A 19,088-nucleotide genomic window follows, 5' to 3' on the forward strand; every position below is an offset into this window, starting at 1 on the left:
GCACCGGAAAGCAGGCGGCCATGATAAACGCGATTATCGAATACTGCGCGCGCAACAAAACAGTGGTGCTGATCGGGGCGTTATTCGCCGTGGTGGGCGCCTGGTATTCAATCACGAACGTCCCGCTGGACGCCATACCGGACCTGTCCGACACACAGGTGATTTTATTCTCCCAGTGGATGGGCCGAAGCCCCGATCTGGTGGAAGACCAGATTACATATCCCATAACCACCGCCCTTTTGTCGGCGCCGCATGTGACGGCCGTGCGCGGCTATTCGATGTTCGGTATGTCGTTCATTTATGTCATCTTCGAGGACGGCACCGACATCTACTGGGCACGCAGTCGCGTTATCGAATACATGAAACAGATAGAGGGGAAACTTCCGGCCGGTGTGACACCGACCATCGGACCTGACGCGACGTCGGTCGGCTGGGTCTATCAGTATGCATTGATCGATACCACCGGTACGCACGACCTGGCCGAGCTTCGCACCTTTCAGGATTTCAATCTCCGTTACGCGCTCTCGTCCGTCCCGGGAGTGGCCGAAGTGGCCAGCATCGGCGGATACCAGAAGCAATACCAGGTAGAGATCGATCCGGCGAAGTTGAAGGCGTATGGCTTGTCGATAGGGGATGTCAGCCGCGCCATTCGGGCCGGTAATAATGATGTTGGCGGGCGAGTTATAGAAATGACCGGTCGCGAGTATTTTGTCCGTGGCCAGGGATATGTGCAGGACCTCAACGCGCTTCGACAGGTCAGCCTGGGTGCATCGCCTGACGGGACGCCGATTCTTCTTGGCAATGTGGCCAAAGTGAGTTTTGGTCCGGAAATTCGCAGGGGACTTGGGGAATTCGACGGTGAGGGGGAAGCAGTGGGTGGGACAGTCATCATGCGCTATGGCGAGAACGCGCTCGATGTAATCAGCCGAGTCAAGGCGAGAATCGACGAATTGAAGCCGGGTTTTCCTGCCGGCGTGGAACTTCGCGCTGTCTATGACCGCAGCAGTCTTATCGATCGGGCGATCCACACGTTGAAAAACAGTCTTATCGAGGAGGGAATAGTTGTCGCGGCGGTCATCATCATATTCCTGCTTCATTTCGGAAGCTCGCTGGTGCCGATTATTGCGCTGCCGTTGGCGGTGGCGCTGGCGTTTATCCCCATGCACTTGTTGGGGATCAATTCCAACATCATGAGCCTGGGCGGTATTGCCATCGCGATCGGCGCCATGGTGGATGCCAGTATCGTGCTGGTGGAGAATTCTCACAAGCGACTGGAGAAAGCACCGCCCGGGTCGAACCGCACGGACGTAATTATCGCCGCCGCGAAGGAAGTCGGGCCCGCCATATTCTACTCACTGCTCATCATAACGATCGCCTTCCTGCCCATTTTTGCCCTGACCGGCCAGGCGGGGAAGATGTTTTCGCCGCTGGCGTGGACCAAAACATTTGCCATGTTCTTCTCAGCCGTGGTGGCGATCACGGTGGCGCCAGCATTGATGACGATCCTCATCCGTGGGAAGATCCACCCGGAATCCAAACATCCGGTTTCGCGCTATCTCATCTCGATCTACAAGCCGTTCGTGTACGTGGCGCTTAGAAACCCCAGGACCACGATAGCCATTGGTCTGGCCGCTATCATCTCGGCCATACCTATGCTCCCGAAGATCGGCTCGGAGTTCATGCCGCCTTTGAACGAAGGGGACATTCTGTATATGCCGACCACGTTCCCGAATATCTCCATCGAACAGGCCAAACAGTACATGCAGTTTCAGGATCGGGTGATCAAATCGTTCCCCGAGGTGATCTCAGTTTATGGTAAGGCTGGTCGCTCCGAAACCGCCACTGATCCGGCGCCGCTCTCCATGCTTGAAACGGTCGTGCAACTGAAGCCGCCGAGTGAGTGGCGCAAGGTGCCGGAGAACCGATGGTATTCGGGCTGGGCGCCGGAGTTTGTAAAGAAAATGCTTCGACCTGTCTGGCCGGAAGAACGGACAATCTCCTGGAAGGAACTGATCGCCGAGTTTGACAAGGCGATGCAGATGCCGGGCTGGACCAACGCCTGGACGATGCCGATCAAGACCCGCATCGACATGCTCTCGACTGGTATTCGTACACCGATCGGAATCAAGATATTCGGTACTGATCTGAAGGAGATAGAAAATATCGGCATGCAGCTTGAGCGATCGGTATCAAAGATCCCGGGGACACGCAGTGTTTATTCCGATCGGAACACCGGCGGTTATTACGTAGATATCATTCCGGACCGCGCCGCCATTGCGCGATATGGTCTGAGCATGCAGGATGTTCAGGATGTTATCGAGGCAGCGATTGGCGGGATGCCGCTGTCGGTAACGGTCGAGGGGCGGAATCGATTCTCTATCAACCTCAGATACCCACGTGATCTTCGTGACGATCTCGAAAAGTTGAAAGCGATCGAGGTGCCGTTGCCGCAGCGAACGAACCCGGCCGGCTCGTCCGCAATGGGACAAATGGGTGCTATTGGACCGACCGGCGGGTCGCCGATGCTCGCCAGCACCGATGCGTCGCTCGACTATCAGGTCTGGGCGCAGATGGACAGGATGGGGAGTGGAGCCGGCTCGGGCAGTTCGCTGCCGACCGGGGCTGCTTCAGTCATGACCGGCGGCATGAATGGCCAGGCGGCGCCATCGAGCGGCGCCTCAAGCGCGTTTAGCTTCCCGGAAGGGCGCCCGCATGTGCCGCTGGGACAGATCGCCGAGATCAAGATAGCCAGCGGTCCGCCCATGATCCGAGATGAAAACGGCATGCTGGTCGGATATGTCTATGTGGACATGGACCAGGCCAAGCGGGATATCGGCGGCTATGTAAACGAAGCCAAGCAGGTGGTGGCGAAAGAGGTCAGTATTCCCGCCGGATACCATCTCAAGTGGACAGGGCAATATGAGTTACTTGAAGTCATGGCGCGCCGGATGAAGGTGGTCATTCCGATCACGATTCTCCTCGTCATCATCCTCCTGTATCTGAACTTCCGCAATATCACGGAGACGCTCATCGTGTTGGCCTCGGTGCCGTTCGCATTGGTCGGAAGCATCTGGCTCATGTATTTTCTCGGATACAACTACTCGACTGCCACGCTTGTCGGGATCATTGCGCTGGTTGGCTTGGCCACCGAAACCGGTATTGTGATGATCTTGTACCTCGACCATGCCTATGAGCGCCGCAAGAAGGCCGGCAAGGTACGGGATCTGAACGACATCATCTGGGCGCACATGGAAGGGACAGTGATGCGGGTACGGCCGAAGTTGATGACGGTTGGCACCACGATGATCGGGCTCGTGCCGCTCTTGTGGGCGACCGGTACCGGTGCTGATGTCATGAAGCGGATTGCCGCGCCGATGGTAGGGGGGCTTATCAGCTCGACGTTTCTGACACTTGAGATCATCCCGGTAGTGTACACGTACTGGCGGTTGTGGCAGATCAAGCATGAGAAGCGCGCAGCCTGAAATCAGGGCTTCTCGCGAAGCAGCAAGTCGGAAGTCGATTGAACTTGGGACTGTACGCTTAGCGGCCTAAGGGCATCGGCAATGAGTCGATTGCCCAGGGGTCGGAAGTGGCCGCCATCCTCAAAAAACAGCTGCCACGGCGGCTCCCCGGAGTCACGAAGGACCTGCCGGACATCGACCATAGTGAAACCCTCCTTTCTAAGATTGGCTACGAGCGTGCCAAACTGATCCGGTAGACGTTTGCGCCATCGGGATGGAAACGCGGTCGCCTGATCCGGGATCAGCATGTAGATGACCTTCGCATCGTGTCTTGCAGCTTCGTCCTTCAACCGCCGCATGAGGGTGAGCACCAAAGGAGAGGTCTCTCGTTCGTCGCTGAGTATACCGAATAGTCCGCGTGCCTTTTTGTACGTCCACCAACCTAAAGACGCGAGCGGTGAAAAACCGCACCGTTGATAGCCGGTGAATTCGGCGTAGTATTCATCACTCGCCACAAGACTGTCGAGCAGGTCGTTGTGTTGGAATACCGTTCGCCAGATATCACGGTGCGGAACGGGCATCAACGTAAGAGCTGTATCGCGCATAATAAGGCGTGGCTTAAAGTGCGGCATGTAGACTTCCTGCGGATATCGTAACGGCAGGTACCGGTTGTCAAGTCCATCGGAAGGATGGTAGGGAAGTCCGACAGCGATCACGTTCGCGTTGTATTGCCAAAGTCGATTGGAATAGGCGAGGTACATCTGGTCCAGCGTGTAAAGCATGGTGGCGAAGTTGAGACATTCTGTGGTCGAGTCTTCCAAGTACGCTGAAATGGTCTCATCGGTTGTGACCGCGGCACCTCCGTTGGTCAGCGAACTACCAAGAAAGAGCGCGCGAATCGGCGTGGTCCGGTCCAGGCCATACTCATGCATCGAGCGAGCGCCGTTGGCGTCGAGTTGCCATTTGTCGCGGCTGGCATTAGGGCGATTTCGCCATCCCAGCAAAGAATCATACACGAGGTAATCATCGCGGTCATCCAAAAAGCGGATCGTGGTCATGCGGGCGCGGTCGCCGAGGTAGGCGGACAAGTAGACATGTTTTGGTACTATTAGCGGTCCCACTAGTGATACGATGAGTTCGGCGGCAACGAGAATCAGCGTAGCGTACCACAACGCCGGTGCACCGCGGCGGAGATGGACCAACTGCTTGAATAGTGAAGGGGCGTTTGTCTCAATGTTATTCATATCTCAAAACTGAAAGTAGATGAACTGGCTGGTCTGTCCCGGCCGGGCGTTGAAGAGAAACAGTATCAAGGCCACGTATGCGACGGCGGCGGTTATGGCGGGGACAGATGCCTTTACGGTCGGTCGATGCTCCAGCAGCCATCCGGCAATGTGGTCAACCGCAAAGGCGAAGAACGCTCCCCATACCATCATCGGGAGTTGCAACTGTTTCACCCCAGAGCCAGAGAACAGGCCAGTCAGGTAGGAAGCAAACGCATCAAAGCTATTGGATCGAAAGAGCACCCATGAAACCAGCAAGGCCGCCTGCGTGATAAGCCATGCCGCCACTATTCCGAATGAGAACCAGCTATTGTCGGATTTCTTTGTCTCAACCGCCGCACGGGATCGATGCCAAATTTCGTAGGTGACAATGTAGATGCCGTGAAGCGCTCCCCACGCCACAAATGTCCAGCTGGCTCCATGCCAGAGTCCGCAGATGACAAAGACGACGAACAGGCTAAAATGGGAGCGAAGCCGGATTTTCCAGCCGCCACTGAACGGAATGTTCTTTGCCAACGCCCACCAGATATAGTCACGAAGCCATCGCGATAGCGTGATATGCCACCGCCGCCAGAACTCGGCGATGTTCACGGCGAGGTAGGGGAAGTTGAAGTTCTCCGGCAGTTTCAGGCCCAACAGGCGTGCCACGCCAACGGCCATGCTGGAGTACCCCGAGAAGTCGGCATATATCTGAACGGCGTATCCCGCCATGGCCAGCCAGTGAAGACCTGCCGAGTAGCTCTCTGGAGCGGCAAAGACCGGATCGACGAGATACAGCGCCAGCGTGTCGGCGATGAACAGTTTCTTGAACAGACCGAGCAGAATCCGACGGAGGCCCACCTCCAGATCGGCGGGGGTGGGCTGTCTTTCCTTCCGAAACTGGGGCAGGAACTGGCGGGCACGAGTGATGGGACCGGCCACAATATGGCCGAAAAAGCCGGCGAAGACCGCAAAGTGAAGCGAGGAACCGGTCGGCTTGATCTGACCGCGATAGATGTCCAGAGTGTACGTGAGCATTTGGAACGTGTAGTACGAGAGGCCGAGCGGGAGAATAATGTGTCGAGTGACCGACGACACGGTGAATCCCGCCGACGCCAGCATCGCAGCAAAACTCTCGACGAAGAAATTGTAGTACTTGAAATATCCGAGCACGCCAACACTTACGATGAGACTGACCAGCAGCCAGGCGCGCCGGCGCACCGGTCGGTCGGCCTGATCGATCTGGCTGCCGCAGACATAATTGACGGCGGCAAGGGAAAACAAGAGTGCCAGGAAGCGCCAGTCCCAGTACGCGTAGAAGAGGCAATTGGCGGATAGAAGCAACCAGACCTGCGGGCGATTCGGTAAATACCAGTAGACCAGGAAAACGCCAATCAGGAATACGGCAAAGACGGATGATGCAAAGCTCATGATCACCTGCGTATGTTTGGCGGCACCGGATCAGACCGCCAAGCATACAATGTGGACCAGTGTGGTCCAAGTCCTTTTTGCGGTAGGGCCGTCTCAATAACAACAGGCAGGTACCTTCGGACACCTGCCTGACAACTCTCACTGAAGATGACGCCTGAACGGGTCGTGTCGTTCGGAGAACTATTCTCTGCTGCGGCCGCGGAAACCGCCGCCACCGTCGCCGAACCGACGGTCACCACCGCCGCCCGGTCGGTCCTCTTTGGGACGACCGACGTTTACGCGGAGACGACGACCCTTCAGGTCCTGTCCGTTCAGCCCGTCGATAGCGGCCTGAGCCTCGGAGTCGGAGGGCATCTCGACGAACCCGAAGCCGCGCGGCTGACGCGTATCGCGGTCGAAAATGATCTTCGCGGATGAGACCTCGCCGAACGCCTCAAACGCTGTTCTCAGTTCCTGCTCTGTCAATTCGTGGGGCAGGTTGCCTACGTAGATGTTCATGAAAAAAACCTCATTAAGTGGGGTTACCCCCGCTGTGCGCGGAGAATGGTTTATGTATGATTTGTTGCTATACGAAAGAAGTTTTCAAGCAATTGATTGTTGAGAGTCCTGATCTTTGTTTCGTTATCGACAAAAGAAGCGATAACTTTATCTGCGTTCAGGCCGGTTTCGACAAGCTCGCCTTGGTAGGTTTGACACCAGCCGGCAATATCCGACCCTGTGGCCTCGAGGTGAAACTGAATCCCAACTTGTTTCCCTCGCCGGAACGCCTGATTGGCACACAGGTCGCTCTTCGCCAGATTCGGCACGCCAAATGGTGTCTTGAAGGTGTCCCCATGCCACTGGAACGCCGGAAAGCTGGTGTCAAAACCCCAAAACAGCGGGTCGGTCTGACCTTCCGAGGTCAGCTCGATCATGGAAGCGCCGATCTCCTTCACGTTGTTGCGTCCGACTGACGCCCCCAACACGCGGGCCAGGAGCTGACCGCCGAAGCAAATGCCCAGGTATGGGATATCGGCCCGCACCGTGCCGGACACGTACTCGAAAAGCCTGACCAGAAATTCATGCTCGCGATAGGTGGTGACCGACAGCGGACACCCCATCACCACCAAAGCGCCGAGATCGCCGGCATCCGGGTATGCATTATCGGTCCATGACCTGACCAGAGTCCACGGTATGTCTCTTTGGGAGAGGTAATCCACTATGGCGCCGGGTGGCTCCGGGGCACAATTCTGAACGACAAGAACAGGTTTCATATAGGAAGACAACTGCACTGCCTTCAGCCAAACAAGCTACACGAAATACGGGATACGTGCAATAGCTGTTAGAAAGCTATTTGAAGAGCTCCTTGACAAATTGTGGCAGCGCAAAGGCCGCGTGATGGATATCGGCGTTGTAGTAGCGGGTGGTGAGACGGAGTCGCTCGTATCGAGCCCGGTCGAAGTCCTTGAGCGGGTCGTACTTGCGCGTGCAAAGGGCAAACGACCAGTAAGCCGACGGATATATGGGCATAAAACATGTATACATTTTTACAACCGGGAAGACCGCTTGAAGGTTCGCGAAAATCCCCCTGACCGACTGCTGGTTGAAGAAAGGTGATTCGGACTGCGCTACCACGATGCCATCGGGGTTCAGGCGGGCCGCCACGTTTCGGTAGAATGGCTGCTGGAACAGTTCCTGAGCAGGACCAACCGGATCAGAAAGGTCCAACAGGATGATATCGAATTTGTCCGTCCCCTTTTCGATATACTCTTTGCCGTCCATGAAAACCAGCCTGGCCCTTCGGTCATTCACGCCGGTGGTCAGGTAGGGGAAGTATTTCTTTGAGACCTCGACCACCATCTGGTCGATCTCGCACATCACGCACTCTTCGACTTCCGGGTGTTTGAGGATCTCGGTCAGGGCGCCGCAGTCACCGCCTCCTATAATGAGCACTCGTTTCGGGCTCGGGTGGGTGAAGAGCGGAATGTGGGTGATCATCTCGTTGTAGGCGTTGTTGTCACGGTCGGCGGCCATGAGGGAGCCATAGAGGACCAGCAGGCGACCGAAATCCCGGCTCTCCAGAATGTCGATCCGCTGAAACTCCGATTGGAGGGATGCCACCACTCGGTCAACCTTGACGGTGAGACCGGAGAGCCCCTCATGGAGTTCGGAGTACCAGACATTCCACAGGTCGGTCATGCTGGTCTCATGGACCATCACGCCATCTTGCCTCGACATGTTCTTCTCCTGGGCGCCAATTCCGCTCACGACTGTGCCTGCTCGATCACTTTGTATTCCGGGCGATACAGCGAGTTGAAATCGGAGCCGGAGACGGCACAATAAGCGCCGGTCATCGGGAATACAAACATCTCGCCGATCTCGTGCTCCGGGATGAACAGGCCATCGTACATGACGTCAAAGGAGTCGCAGGTCGGGCCGGCCAGCACCGAGAGCTTCTCGTTGCCCCGCTTATTGGTCACGACCGGATACTGGCAATGGTCGTACACAATGCCGGAGAAGGTCGAGTAGAGGCCGTCATCCAGATAGTACCACATTTTGCCGTCGCGGAACGACTTGCCTATGACCGAGCAGACCAGGGTTACGGGACTGGCGGAAATGAACCGCCCCGGTTCGCAGACCACCTTGATGCCGGGACGGATCTTCTTGTCCAATGCCTTCCGAATCGGCACGCAGAAATCCTCGATATTGGGGATCGGCTGAATGTACTCGACCGGGAAACCACCGCCGATATCCAGCACGCGAGTGTCGAACCCTTCGAGATCCAGCGCGTGGATCAGGTCTTTGGCGGCGTTGATCGCCTTGACATAGTTTTCCGGGTAGATGCATTGGGAGCCGATATGGAAGCACAGGCCGTAGAATTCATGCCCTGCCTCCTGGATCTGACGTGCCAGCGGGAGAACTTCGGCAACCGTGCAGCCGAACTTGTACTGGAGATTCACGACCGCCCGGGTGTTGGTGTTGATGCGATACCGAATGAGCACCTTGAGCTTCTTGTCGGTATAGCGATTGAACTTGGGGATCTCCGAGGGGTTGTCCACCACGAAAATCTCCACCCCTTTGCCGACTGCGTAGTCGAACTCATCCCGGGTCTTGACTGGATGGGAGTGAATCAGCGTGTGGGAGGCGACGCCGGTTTTGAGCACAGATTCGATCTCCTTGGCGGAGCAGACGTCAAAATTGCCGCCGCCGGCCGCTACCTCGTCGATGATCTGCTGGTGGTTATTGGATTTGACGGCATAATGAATGCCCACCCTCGGCAGCGCCGCTTTGAGCGCCAGATAATTCCTGCGAATCTCGGCCCGCGACAGTAGGAGCATCGGCGTGCCGAGCGACCTGTTTTCGAACAACTCCCTGATAAGAGCAGTGTCCACGCCTCGGAAGAGGCTGGTGTTTTCCATAACCGCGAAATCCATAGCGTGCGTCATGGCGTACACTCCCCTTAGTGGGCCACTTGGGCCCGGTTGACGGTTTGCGGGAACGGCTTGTGGTGGATGACCTCATCGGTCTCCGACGGTATGCCGCGTTTCAGTTCCTGAACGTGGGCCTGGCGAGCCGCCAGCGCCTCGACCATGTGTTGGTGGGCCTTGTACGGGTCGACCGTGTCACCGCAGGTGAAATAATCGACTGCCGCATAGCCGTACTCGGGCCAGGTATGGATGGAAATGTGAGACTCGGCGATCACCACGACCCCCGAAACGCCCTGGGGGTTGTAGCGGTGAAAGACGGAGCGGACAATGGTCGCGCCCGACTTGCGAACCGCCTCGTTCATAGCCTCTTCGAGGTAGCGGATATCATCGAGCACGCGTTTGTCGCAGTTCGAGTACTCCACTACCAGGTGGCGTCCGAGCATCTTCATCGTACCGGTCCCTCCTTCAGGACTCCAGGGTTACGTCTACATCTGGGGCGGGGTGGTGACCCACAGGACTCTCACCATGTTCCGCCCGTTGTTGATCAACTGATGAGTCTTATCGGACTCAAAATAGAAGCAGTGCCGGCTGGGCACCTTGTAACTCTTCTTGTTCATCTTCAGCGTGACTGTGCCGCCCAGCACATAGCCAAACTGCTCGCCGGGATGTGGCCCCTGGGGTTCCAGGCGGTCACCCGGTTTCATCTCCAGCATGATCGGGTCCATCAGGTTGTTGGTGGAGCCGGGCACCAGCAGTTCGAATTTGCTGATTCCCCAGCCCTCCACCGGCACCCGCTCCGCCGGCGTGAACACCACTTTTTCTTCGGCGCTGTCGGTGAAGAACTCGGACAGGGTCACGCTGAGCGCCTCCAGGAGGTCCGCCAGCGAATCGACCGAAATGGAGGATTGATCGTTTTCGAGTTGAGATATGAACCCCTTGGTGAGCTGGGCGCGGTCCGCCAGCTCTTCCTGTGTCAGCCCGGAGGCCAACCGCAGCGCCTTGATTTTCTCCCCGATCTTCAGCTCCAACGAATCAATCCGTTCACCTTCTTGGTTTAGTAAACTAAGCTTTTCTGTTTAATAAACGGTGGCAGTATACTTTCAGTTTCAAACTTGTCAAGGATTTTTTGCCCGCGTCGGTGTTTTTTTTGAACAGTCTCGGCGCCGTTAGCCGCGGCAGAAGCGCTTTTGCCTTGCCAGAGCGCCGCCTGAATGGTACATTATCTATTGAGGACTTGCAAAGACCACCATTTACCCGCTGTGAAGAGTTCGTTGATGAAATATAGAGGAGGCCATGTGAGGAAACTGCTTGTGGCCTGCTGCCTGCTGGCGGGGCTGGGAGGGACCGTCCAGGCGCAGAGCATCAGGGTCGGCATCGGGTTTTCCGCCGGTATGGATGTGCCGATCGGCCAGGAAGACCAGAAGTCCGGATCGCTGTTCGGGTTTAGAGCCCGACTGAAACTGCTCCCGGCGATTGCGCTGGAGCCAAACCTGTTTTTCACCAAATACGGGCAACCCTCCCCGCAGGATATCCCCGACTACGATCTCCCCGGTTCCAAGATCACGGCGTATGGCGTTGATGCCACGCTGGGGGCGAAGATCGGTGGCACCGGTGTCAAGCCGTTCGGTATTCTGGGAGTCGGACACTACACGGTCAAGCGGGAGGAGGCGGATCAGAAATTCTCAGAGATCGGTTGGTCGGCCGGGTTGGGACTGGAGATCGGGATTACGTCAGTGGTGGGGCTCGATTTCCGCGGCAAACTGGTGGTCATTCCTGTCGAAGGGGGCGATTCTAAAAAAGCCGCCTCGGTGACGGGTGGCCTTAACTACTACTTCGGTAACTGAGGAGAGACAACGATGCGCACTATGATAAGAAGATCAGCCATCGCCGGTATGCTCGCCTCAGCTCTGATGGTAGGCGGCTGCCTGCTCTCGGCCACTTTCGTTGTGCAGGTCCTTTTCCGTGACTCCGATATGGGAGACCATACGGTTCGGTACCATAAGCTGGTGGATATTACCACTGAACCGGACTGGCAGGACAACAAGGACAAGATCCATACGATCGAGCTGGTCGGCTTCCAACTCTGGATAACCAATAACATTCAGGGGAATAGTTTCAACCTGTATGTCGATGATGGCGATGATCCCGAGCAAATGACCCGAGCCGATGTCGACGCCAACACGACCAAGATCATCAATGCCCTCGCCCTTCCGGCGGGAGAACAGAGATATGTGCGGTATTCCGAATCGCTGAGGCTGCTGCAGAATGAAGACATCCTCAAAGCGCTGGTGAAGGAAGGGAAGTTCCATTTCTACGCCACCAGCAAGAATCCGAACATCGATTTCACGCTCGATTCGGTGCGGGTGATCGTGACACTGTCGGCGGGCAACTGAGAGTCGGTCTCAGGCATACGCTATATAATGGAGAGCCGGCTCCGGATTCGGAGCCGGCTCTTTTTCCTGCCCGAGTTTCTGTTGCGCCAGATGGCGCGGGATGAAGGACAAAAAAATCGGTTTGACTTTGCTTTGGTCAGAAATATATTGGCGTCCGAAATTGTCACTGAAAGGGTTATTATGACCCTTTTACTCGTTCCACCCGGTGGAAAAAAGGACAGGTCGTACGCCCAGATATCGCTGTTAGCGGCGATACCGGCGATCTTGGTGGCGGCCCCGCTGGTCGGGTTTTTCATCGGCCGTTGGGCCGACCAGAAACTCGGCACGGAGCCGTATCTGGTGATCGGTGGGATAGTCCTTGGTTTTTTCGCAGCGGGTCGCGAGATATATCGACTGGTGAAAAAGTCTGAGGAGTTGGATAAGGACGACCGGGATGGCTGAGATGGGATTGGAGTTTATCGACCGCACGCTGCGCTCTTCCGGCATTGTCCTCCTCATTTTTCTGCCGTTCGGAGTCTATTACTTCGGCCTTTTCCCAACGCTCGCAATCCTGTCCGGAGCCATCTGGGGGATGCTCAATCTGATGATGACGACCGCTCTCATCCGGGCGTTCATTCGACCGGGTGGTGCCGATGTCGCGCGGTCGATTGCGTGGGCAGTGGTCAAGTTCCCGCTCTTGTATGGAGCTGGATTTGGCCTCCTGATGATACGCGAGTTCAATCCCATGCATCTGCTTATCGGTTTCACCGGCGTGCTCGGCGTGATGGTCCTCAAAGCTCTGGGACGATTGCTTCTTGGTTTGGATGCCGGAACGAGCAATGATAACCATATGGCTAAGACAGTATGAGCGCTTTCGTTCACCAGATAATGACCCTTGCTGCGCCAACCGTGCTGCCGCTCCTGTCTGTGGCTTCATCGACTGAAGAGGGCGGGTCGTCCGAGCTTCCCTCACTCGTCGGGATGCTGACGCATCACGAAGGGCCAATATATCACTGGGTCAATATTATCTACGCGCTGGCGGTCTCCGTGATCCTCTGCGTGGTGGCGGTGCGGGTATATGCGAAACGACAGATGATCCCGGGACCGCTTCAGAATGTCGTCGAAATGGCCGTGGAAGGAATGTACAATTTCCTTCATTCAATCCTCGGCCACGAAGCCCGTAGGTTTGTGCCGTTTCTGGGGACATTGTTTTTCTATATCCTCTTTATGAACTTGATGGGGATCGTCCCGCTCGGCCATTCGCCCTCGACCAATATCAACATCACGGCATCGCTGGCGATAATGGTGTTCCTGTACGTGCAGTACATAGGGGTCACTCGGCTCGGCATTGTCGGGTATTTCGACCACCTGATCGGTCAGCCACGCGACGTGATCGGATGGGTGATCGTGCCATTGATATTTCCCATTCACGTCATCGGCGAATTCGCCAAACCGTTCAGCCTGGCGCTCCGGTTGTTCGGTAATATTACCGGTGAGGATATTCTGGTGGCGGCGTTCGTGGGCTTAGGCGTGATGGCGCTGGGATTCATCGGTTCACCTGTCGGGCTGCCGTTCAACGTGCCGTTCATCCTTTTGGGATTGTTGCTGTCGACCATACAGGCACTGGTGTTCACGCTGTTGTCGACCATCTATATACTCATGATGTTACCGCATGAGGAGCATCATTGACCGAGAACGATTCTGTTTTGAAGGAATAACGTAGATAGGAGGAAACAATGGACTATCAATCAATGTTGGCATGGGCATTGCCGATGGGCGTCGGCCTGGCGGCGGTTGGTTCCGGCCTCGGTCTGGGACGGGCGGTCGGTTCAGCGATGGAAGCGATCGGTCGTCAGCCCGAAGCATCCGGCAAGATTCAGACGGCCATGATTATCGGCGCTGCGCTGATCGAAGCTTTGACGATCTACGCCCTGGTGGTGTTTTTCCTGATGTTCGGGAAAATCGGCGCTCACTGAAGTGGATTCGGCGTACGGCAACACAAGCGAAAGCCGTGCGCCAGCCGTTAGAGGACTGGAGATCGCATGAGTTTAGAGTGGCAGCAGTTACTTACCCATGCATTGGGTTTTCTCATCACGCTGTGGATCCTCAAACGCTTCGCCTGGAAGCCGCTTCTGGCTTTGATGGAAGAACGGCGGAATCGGATCGCGGGAGAATTCCGGCAGATTGAAACCGAAAGGGCGAATGTCGCAGGCCAAAAAGCTGAATACGATGCCAAGCTGCGTGAGATTGAGAATGAACGCCGGGCCAAAATTGTCGAAGCGGTTGAAGAAGGCAAGAAAGTGGCGGCAGATATCAAGAGCTCGGCGCAGAACGAGGTGAAGGAACTTCACGTCAAGGCGCGGGCCGAACTCGAACGGGATGTCGCCAAGGCGCGAGTGGAGCTTCGCAATCAGATGGTGACGATCACGATGACGGCCGCGGAAAAGCTGCTTCGCGAGAAGCTGGACGACAAAAAACACCGCGACCTGATCGACCGCTATATCGCGGAGATCGAGAAAGCATAGTTCGGATGCTGGCGCAAGAGATCGGACACAAATATGCGCACGCACTGTTCATGTCCGCCAAGCATAAGAAGATGCTTGAGTTGGCTGATGAGCAGTTCCTGGCGCTGAAAGCAATCCTTTCGCAGGACCGGTCGCTGCAGTCGTTTCTCGATGCGCCGCAAGTGCCGGATGACAAGAAAGAAGCGCTGATCCGGAAGGTCTTCGAAGGCCGCATGGAACGGATGTTTGTCGAGTTCCTGCTGGTCCTGCTTGATAAGCACCGGATCAACTACCTGCCGGAGATCATCGACGAATTCGACCGGCTCGTGAAAGCCGAGAAGGGTATTGCGCGGGTAACCGTCATCACGGCGATGCCGCTTTCGACAGCCGAAGCGCAGTCGCTGATCGCCCGCCTGGCAGTGAGGAGCGGGATGACCATTGAACTGGAGCAGAAGATCGATCCGGCCATCTTAGGCGGCACCATCGTGATTATGCACAACCAAATCATTGACGGATCGCTGCGGCACGGTCTGGACCGGATCCGCGAACAATTGGAAAAGGTCAAGGTGGCGTGATCGGTGGCGTGAGCCCGCGAAGAGAATACTTCGTCGTCACTTGCCTTTCGGCGGGCGACGCCTCGCAGTGACGGCGACGGGCTGTCCAGCGTATGGAATGTGAGCAATTTGACATAGGAGGATGATGATGGGTCTCAATCCTGAAGAAGTCTCATCGGTCATCAGAAAAGAGATCGAGAAATACGAGACCAAGCTCGAAATGGAGTCGGTGGGAACCGTGCTCCAGGTGGGCGATGGTATCGCTCGCATCTGGGGTCTTGAGGACGTCCAGATGTCCGAGTTGATCCTGTTCCCCGGCGATCTGCTGGGCATGGTGCTCAATCTCGAAGCCGACAACGTTGGCGCGGCGATTTTCGGCCCGGATACCAAGATTAACGAAGGGGACACGGTTCGTCGCACCGGACGAGTAGCCTCCGTGCCGGTAGGTGAGGCGCTGGTCGGCCGGGTGGTGAATCCGCTCGGGCAGCCGCTTGACGGCAAGGGCCCGATTGTGACCGATAAATATCGGGTGATCGAAGGGCACGCGCCGAATGTCGTGCAGCGCCAGCCGGTGAAAGAGCCGCTCCAGACAGGTCTCAAGGCGATTGACTCGATGATTCCCATCGGGCGCGGACAGCGCGAATTGATTATTGGGGACCGTCAGACCGGCAAGACGGCGCTGGCCATCGACACCATCATCAATCAAAAAGGTCAAAACGTCTTCTGCATATACGTAGCGATCGGGCAGAAGGCCTCGACGGTGGCCCAGGTAGTGGAAGTGCTCCGCAAGCACGGTGCGATGGAATATACCACAGTCGTGACCGCGTCGGCGACCGACCCGGCACCGCTTCAATATATCGCGCCCTATTCCGGATGTGCCATGGGTGAGGAGTTCCGCGATTCCAAGCGGCACGCGCTCTGTATTTACGATGACCTGTCCAAACAGGCGCAGGCGTACCGCCAGTTGTCGCTCCTGCTTCGTCGTCCGCCGGGCCGCGAGGCATACCCCGGAGACATTTTCTACTGTCACTCGCGTCTGCTGGAGCGTGCGGCCAAGTTGTCCGATGAATTGGGTGGCGGATCGCTGACCGCACTGCCGATTATCGAAACGCAGGCCGGCGACGTATCGGCTTACATTCCGACCAACGTAATCTCCATTACCGATGGCCAGATATTTCTCGAATCCGAGTTGTTCTTCTCCGGCGTACGACCGGCGATCAACGTGGGTATCTCGGTGTCGCGAGTCGGCGGCAACGCGCAAACCAAGATGATGAAGCAGGTGGCTGGCTCGTTGAAGCTGGACCTGGCGCAGTACCGTGAGCTGGCGGCGTTTACGCAGTTCGGTTCAGACCTGGACGAGGCGACCCGCAAGCAGCTCAACCGTGGCGAGAAGATGGTAGAGTTGCTTAAACAGTTGCAGTATGTCCCGATGCCGGTCGCCAAACAAGTGATGGTCATTTGGGTGGGAACCCGCGGGCATTTTGATGATGTGCCAAAGGCGGCGATTGCCCGATTCGAACGTGAGTTCTTCGCCTATTGCGACAAAAACTATCCGGAGATCGAGCCGACACTCGCCAAAGACAAAGTGATTTCGGACGCGACTGAAGCGAAGCTGAAAGACGCGGTCGGGAAATTCAAAGCCCAGTTCAAAGCATGAACATGAAACACGTCAGGATTAGACAGGCTCGCCCGTGGCGACACTGAGAGCAGTAAAAAAACGAATCCGGACGGTTGTATCGACTCGTCGCATCACCAAGGCGATGGAGATGGTAGCTGCGGCCAATCTGCGTAAGGCGCAGCAACGGGTCATGCAGGCCAAACCGTATGCCAGGAAGCTTGACGAGATGCTGAGGCATCTGGCGGCCGGTTCAGCCGGCGAGATCACGCATCCGTATTTCGAGGAACGGCCGGTAAAACGGCACACCTTGGTGGTGATCACGTCGGATCGAGGGCTCTGCGGCTCGTTCAACTCGAACGTGATCCGTCGCGCTGACCAGTGGCTCAACGAGCAGCACGAGGCGGAGGTCGAGATCGTGGCGATAGGCAAACGCGCCAACGATTACTACAAGCGCCGCCGCTGGCCGGTCGTCCAATTCTATGGCGACTGGGGCGGCGTCATCGACTACGATAAAGCCCGCCGTATCGTGTCGTTTCTTACTGCACGGTTCGTGGCGGGCGAAACCGATGCCATCAATCTGGTCTATACGCGTTTTTTGTCCATGGCTCGATATCAGTTGACGAACGAGCAGTACCTGCCGATCGCGCGTCCGAAAGTCAGCGCGGAAGAGAAATGTGGTGAGTATATATTTGAGCCGTCACCCGAAATGATCTATGCGGCGCTGATGCCGGGATATGCGACAACCAAAATGGTAACCGCTCTCGTGGAATCATTCGCCAGCGAACATGGCAGCCGGATGATGGCTATGGGGGCCGCCACCAACAACGCGGGCGATATGATCAATACCCTCACCCTGGATTACAACAAGGCGCGGCAGGCTCAGATCACGAAAGAGATATTGGAAGTGGTGTCCGGAGCGGAGGCGTTGAAAGGGTGAGTGGCAAGCCACTTTTTTCCGCTTCGCGTCCAATGAGAGCGGCTGATGATCGGAAGAGTAGTGTAACAACCGGCCTATAGACGGAACTGGCCGTAAGTTTGACTAGATGTATTGTGAATAGACGGAGTAGGCTGCATGGCTGAAAATATCGGAAAAGTGGTTCAGGTAATCGGCCCGACGGTGGATTGCGAGTTCCCCTCGGATTCGCTGCCGAACATCCTCAACGCCATCAAGATCAAGGATGAGTCACGCAAGATCGACCTGACGGTCGAGGTGGCGATTCATATCGGCGACAATATCGTGCGCTGTGTGGCGCTGGCCTCGACCGACGGCTTGGTGCGCGGCATGAAGGCGGTTGACACCGGTTCGCCCATTACCGTTCCTGTCGGCGATGTGGCGCTGGGACGCCTGTTCAATCTGCTTGGCGAGCCGATCGATACAGTTGGTGCATTGCCCCCGGGCACCAAGCGGCTGCCGATACATCGCGCCGCTCCCGCGTTCGAGGATCAGGTGACGACGGTCGAGATGTTCGAGACCGGTATCAAGGTGATCGACCTGCTGGAGCCGTATGCGAAGGGCGGAAAAGTGGGGCTCTTCGGTGGCGCCGGTGTCGGCAAAACGGTGGTCATTCAGGAACTGATCCACAATATCGCCACCGAGCATGGTGGCTATTCCGTGTTCTGCGGCGTCGGCGAACGAACCCGCGAGGGGAACGACCTCTGGCTCGAAATGACGCATTCCGGTGTTATCAAGAAAACCGCGCTGGTGTTCGGCCAGATGAACGAGCCGCCGGGCGCGCGCCTTCGCGTGGGACTTTCCGGTCTGACGGTGGCGGAATATTTCCGCGACGAAGAGAACCAGGATGTACTGTTGTTCATCGATAACATCTTCCGCTTCGTACAGGCAGGTTCGGAGGTTTCGGCGCTGCTCGGGCGGATGCCGTCGGCGGTAGGGTACCAACCTACTTTGGGCACGGAGATGGGGGCGCTCCAAGAGCGAATCACCTCGACAAAATCTGGTTCCATCACATCAGTGCAGGCGATCTACGTGCCGGCCGATGACCTGACCGATCCGGCCCCGGCGACCACGTTCTCGCACCTGGATGCCACGACCGTGCTGTCGCGGCAGATCGCCGAGCTGGGTATCTACCCGGCGGTGGACCCGCTCGACTCAACTTCGCGAATTCTCGATCCATTGATCGTCGGTGAAGATCATTACCGCGTGGCGCGCGGCGTGCAGCAGGTTCTTCAGCGCTATAAAGACCTTCAGGACATCATCGCCATTCTTGGTATTGATGAGCTGTCCGAGGAGGACAAACTGACGGTGCAGCGAGCGCGCAAAATTCAACGGTTCCTGTCGCAGCCGTTCCATGTGGCTGAGGCGTTCACCGGCAAGGCCGGTAAGTATGTCAGGGTGGGCGACACGATCAGGGGATTTGACATGCTGATATCGGGCCAGCTCGATCACATCCCTGAGCAGTTCTTCTTCCTGGTCGGACCGATCGAGGAAGCGGTCGAGAATTTCGAGAAATCGAAGAAGTAG

The 19,088-nt window shown here is 56.6% G+C and carries 20 protein-coding genes; 12 read left to right on the forward strand and 8 right to left on the reverse strand.

Translation table 11 applies throughout. The features are described from left to right. Window positions 1-20 precede the first annotated feature (20 nt). Complete coding sequence (locus AB1644_04490) at window positions 21-3,482, forward strand: efflux RND transporter permease subunit (protein MEW6050305.1); 3,462 nt, start codon at window positions 21-23, stop codon at window positions 3,480-3,482. A gap of 2 nt (window positions 3,483-3,484) precedes the next feature. Here the strand turns inward: AB1644_04490 and AB1644_04495 are convergent, their stop codons facing one another. The 8 genes from AB1644_04495 to AB1644_04530 all read right to left on the reverse strand — a co-directional run bounded on the left by AB1644_04495 (window position 3,485) and on the right by AB1644_04530 (window position 10,589). After that, the gene (locus AB1644_04495) at window positions 3,485-4,705 is read right to left on the reverse strand and encodes a hypothetical protein (GenBank protein MEW6050306.1); all 1,221 of its coding nucleotides are present in this window, start codon (window positions 4,703-4,705) and stop codon (window positions 3,485-3,487) included. Window positions 4,706-4,708: 3 nt separating this feature from the next. Continuing rightward, a complete protein-coding gene (locus tag AB1644_04500; GenBank protein MEW6050307.1) occupies window positions 4,709-6,154 on the reverse strand; it encodes an MBOAT family O-acyltransferase in 1,446 nt (481 codons plus the stop codon). Between the two features lie 180 nt (window positions 6,155-6,334). Continuing rightward, a complete protein-coding gene (locus AB1644_04505; protein MEW6050308.1) occupies window positions 6,335-6,652 on the reverse strand; it encodes an RNA-binding protein in 318 nt (105 codons plus the stop codon). A gap of 50 nt (window positions 6,653-6,702) precedes the next feature. Continuing rightward, entirely contained in the window at window positions 6,703-7,407 is a 705-nt protein-coding gene (locus AB1644_04510; GenBank protein ID MEW6050309.1) for a type 1 glutamine amidotransferase, read from the reverse strand. Window positions 7,408-7,483: 76 nt separating this feature from the next. Then, on the reverse strand, window positions 7,484-8,371 hold the full coding sequence (gene speE, locus AB1644_04515; protein ID MEW6050310.1) for a polyamine aminopropyltransferase: 888 nt from the start codon (window positions 8,369-8,371) through the stop codon (window positions 7,484-7,486). A gap of 26 nt (window positions 8,372-8,397) precedes the next feature. Next, on the reverse strand, window positions 8,398-9,579 hold the full coding sequence (locus AB1644_04520) for a type III PLP-dependent enzyme (GenBank protein ID MEW6050311.1): 1,182 nt from the start codon (window positions 9,577-9,579) through the stop codon (window positions 8,398-8,400). A 14-nt stretch (window positions 9,580-9,593) separates the two neighbouring features. After that, window positions 9,594-10,010 (reverse strand): adenosylmethionine decarboxylase, encoded by a 417-nt coding sequence (speD, locus tag AB1644_04525; protein ID MEW6050312.1) that lies wholly within the window; start codon window positions 10,008-10,010, stop codon window positions 9,594-9,596. 36 nt (window positions 10,011-10,046) lie between these two features. Further along, on the reverse strand, window positions 10,047-10,589 hold the full coding sequence (locus AB1644_04530) for an XRE family transcriptional regulator (protein ID MEW6050313.1): 543 nt from the start codon (window positions 10,587-10,589) through the stop codon (window positions 10,047-10,049). Window positions 10,590-10,856: 267 nt separating this feature from the next. Here AB1644_04530 and AB1644_04535 point away from each other — a divergent pair, with 267 nt between their 5' ends. The 11 genes from AB1644_04535 (at window position 10,857) to atpD (ending at window position 19,088) form a co-directional block, all read left to right on the forward strand. Continuing rightward, complete coding sequence (locus AB1644_04535) at window positions 10,857-11,405, forward strand: outer membrane beta-barrel protein (protein MEW6050314.1); 549 nt, start codon at window positions 10,857-10,859, stop codon at window positions 11,403-11,405. A gap of 21 nt (window positions 11,406-11,426) precedes the next feature. Then, window positions 11,427-11,954 (forward strand): hypothetical protein, encoded by a 528-nt coding sequence (locus tag AB1644_04540; protein ID MEW6050315.1) that lies wholly within the window; start codon window positions 11,427-11,429, stop codon window positions 11,952-11,954. A gap of 180 nt (window positions 11,955-12,134) precedes the next feature. Further along, window positions 12,135-12,395 (forward strand): AtpZ/AtpI family protein, encoded by a 261-nt coding sequence (locus tag AB1644_04545; GenBank protein ID MEW6050316.1) that lies wholly within the window; start codon window positions 12,135-12,137, stop codon window positions 12,393-12,395. Then, window positions 12,388-12,801 (forward strand): hypothetical protein, encoded by a 414-nt coding sequence (locus AB1644_04550; protein MEW6050317.1) that lies wholly within the window; start codon window positions 12,388-12,390, stop codon window positions 12,799-12,801. Before AB1644_04545 ends, AB1644_04550 begins: the two co-directional genes overlap by 8 nt. Continuing rightward, window positions 12,798-13,622, forward strand: coding sequence for a F0F1 ATP synthase subunit A (gene atpB / locus AB1644_04555; protein MEW6050318.1), 825 nt, complete (start codon window positions 12,798-12,800; stop codon window positions 13,620-13,622). Before AB1644_04550 ends, atpB begins: the two co-directional genes overlap by 4 nt. Before the next feature lie 47 nt (window positions 13,623-13,669). Continuing rightward, complete coding sequence (gene atpE / locus AB1644_04560; GenBank protein MEW6050319.1) at window positions 13,670-13,909, forward strand: ATP synthase F0 subunit C; 240 nt, start codon at window positions 13,670-13,672, stop codon at window positions 13,907-13,909. Window positions 13,910-13,975: 66 nt separating this feature from the next. Next, window positions 13,976-14,458, forward strand: coding sequence for a F0F1 ATP synthase subunit B (atpF, locus tag AB1644_04565; GenBank protein MEW6050320.1), 483 nt, complete (start codon window positions 13,976-13,978; stop codon window positions 14,456-14,458). Between the two features lie 5 nt (window positions 14,459-14,463). After that, window positions 14,464-15,012, forward strand: coding sequence for an ATP synthase F1 subunit delta (gene atpH, locus AB1644_04570; protein ID MEW6050321.1), 549 nt, complete (start codon window positions 14,464-14,466; stop codon window positions 15,010-15,012). A 127-nt stretch (window positions 15,013-15,139) separates the two neighbouring features. Beyond that, window positions 15,140-16,648, forward strand: a complete 1,509-nt coding sequence (gene atpA, locus AB1644_04575; protein MEW6050322.1) for a F0F1 ATP synthase subunit alpha — start codon at window positions 15,140-15,142, stop codon at window positions 16,646-16,648. A 34-nt stretch (window positions 16,649-16,682) separates the two neighbouring features. Continuing rightward, a complete protein-coding gene (gene atpG / locus AB1644_04580; GenBank protein ID MEW6050323.1) occupies window positions 16,683-17,546 on the forward strand; it encodes an ATP synthase F1 subunit gamma in 864 nt (287 codons plus the stop codon). 135 nt (window positions 17,547-17,681) lie between these two features. After that, window positions 17,682-19,088 carry a F0F1 ATP synthase subunit beta gene (gene atpD, locus AB1644_04585; GenBank protein ID MEW6050324.1) on the forward strand — a complete coding sequence of 469 codons (1,407 nt, stop codon included), beginning with the start codon at window positions 17,682-17,684 and terminating at the stop codon, window positions 19,086-19,088.

This window comes from Candidatus Zixiibacteriota bacterium, from assembly GCA_040753875.1.
Taxonomy (GTDB): Bacteria; Zixibacteria; MSB-5A5; order GN15; family FEB-12; genus DATKJY01.

What these genes read in the sequence shown, in the direction of transcription:
- AB1644_04490 (MEW6050305.1), top strand. Translation starts at nt 21, where the DNA reads ATGATAAACGCGATTATCGAATACTGCGCGCGCAACAAAACAGTGGTG.
- AB1644_04495 (MEW6050306.1), bottom strand. Translation starts at nt 4,705, where the DNA reads ATGAATAACATTGAGACAAACGCCCCTTCACTATTCAAGCAGTTGGTC.
- AB1644_04500 (MEW6050307.1), bottom strand. Translation starts at nt 6,154, where the DNA reads ATGAGCTTTGCATCATCCGTCTTTGCCGTATTCCTGATTGGCGTTTTC.
- AB1644_04505 (MEW6050308.1), bottom strand. Translation starts at nt 6,652, where the DNA reads ATGAACATCTACGTAGGCAACCTGCCCCACGAATTGACAGAGCAGGAA.
- AB1644_04510 (MEW6050309.1), bottom strand. Translation starts at nt 7,407, where the DNA reads ATGAAACCTGTTCTTGTCGTTCAGAATTGTGCCCCGGAGCCACCCGGC.
- speE (MEW6050310.1), bottom strand. Translation starts at nt 8,371, where the DNA reads ATGTCGAGGCAAGATGGCGTGATGGTCCATGAGACCAGCATGACCGAC.
- AB1644_04520 (MEW6050311.1), bottom strand. Translation starts at nt 9,579, where the DNA reads ATGACGCACGCTATGGATTTCGCGGTTATGGAAAACACCAGCCTCTTC.
- speD (MEW6050312.1), bottom strand. Translation starts at nt 10,010, where the DNA reads ATGAAGATGCTCGGACGCCACCTGGTAGTGGAGTACTCGAACTGCGAC.
- AB1644_04540 (MEW6050315.1), top strand. Translation starts at nt 11,427, where the DNA reads ATGATAAGAAGATCAGCCATCGCCGGTATGCTCGCCTCAGCTCTGATG.
- AB1644_04545 (MEW6050316.1), top strand. Translation starts at nt 12,135, where the DNA reads ATGACCCTTTTACTCGTTCCACCCGGTGGAAAAAAGGACAGGTCGTAC.
- AB1644_04550 (MEW6050317.1), top strand. Translation starts at nt 12,388, where the DNA reads ATGGCTGAGATGGGATTGGAGTTTATCGACCGCACGCTGCGCTCTTCC.
- atpB (MEW6050318.1), top strand. Translation starts at nt 12,798, where the DNA reads ATGAGCGCTTTCGTTCACCAGATAATGACCCTTGCTGCGCCAACCGTG.
- atpE (MEW6050319.1), top strand. Translation starts at nt 13,670, where the DNA reads ATGGACTATCAATCAATGTTGGCATGGGCATTGCCGATGGGCGTCGGC.
- atpF (MEW6050320.1), top strand. Translation starts at nt 13,976, where the DNA reads ATGAGTTTAGAGTGGCAGCAGTTACTTACCCATGCATTGGGTTTTCTC.
- atpH (MEW6050321.1), top strand. Translation starts at nt 14,464, where the DNA reads ATGCTGGCGCAAGAGATCGGACACAAATATGCGCACGCACTGTTCATG.
- atpA (MEW6050322.1), top strand. Translation starts at nt 15,140, where the DNA reads ATGGGTCTCAATCCTGAAGAAGTCTCATCGGTCATCAGAAAAGAGATC.
- atpD (MEW6050324.1), top strand. Translation starts at nt 17,682, where the DNA reads ATGGCTGAAAATATCGGAAAAGTGGTTCAGGTAATCGGCCCGACGGTG.